This window comes from Ferrovum myxofaciens (assembly GCF_000735045.1).
GTDB classification, from domain to species: Bacteria; Pseudomonadota; Gammaproteobacteria; order Burkholderiales; family Ferrovaceae; genus Ferrovum; species Ferrovum myxofaciens.
On sequence record NZ_JPOQ01000532.1, the window covers coordinates 1 to 348 of the forward strand.

Consider the following 348-nt stretch of genomic DNA (forward strand, 5'->3'; position numbering starts at 1 on the left):
TGCGACACCGTGGTTCAGCCATGGAAAGAAACCCGCCGCTTGCAACGTGCCATGGACAGGTCTAAGCGAGCCACGAACCCTCATTGTTTTAACGCGAACGGCACATGGAAAAAAGGCCAGAAGTTCGCACCAAGCAAACGCTATACAGCAATCCGCACTGAGTATGCGGAAGTGGAGCGCAAGCTGGCGGCTGAGCGCAAACGCGCCCACGGCGAGCTTGCAAACCAGATTCTCGGACTGGGAAATGTCATCCAGTCCGAAACCCTGTCTTACCTCGCCTTCCAGAAGAATTATGGCAAGAGCGTGAAAGTCAGAGCACCCGGAATGTTCGTCGAACAATTGCGTCGC

The 348-nt window shown here is 54.9% G+C and carries 1 pseudogene; it reads left to right on the forward strand.

The annotated features are described in order from the left end of the window. Positions 1–51: 51 nt before the first annotated feature. Positions 52–348: pseudogene (locus IV91_RS18775) on the forward strand (transposase); the annotation flags it as partial.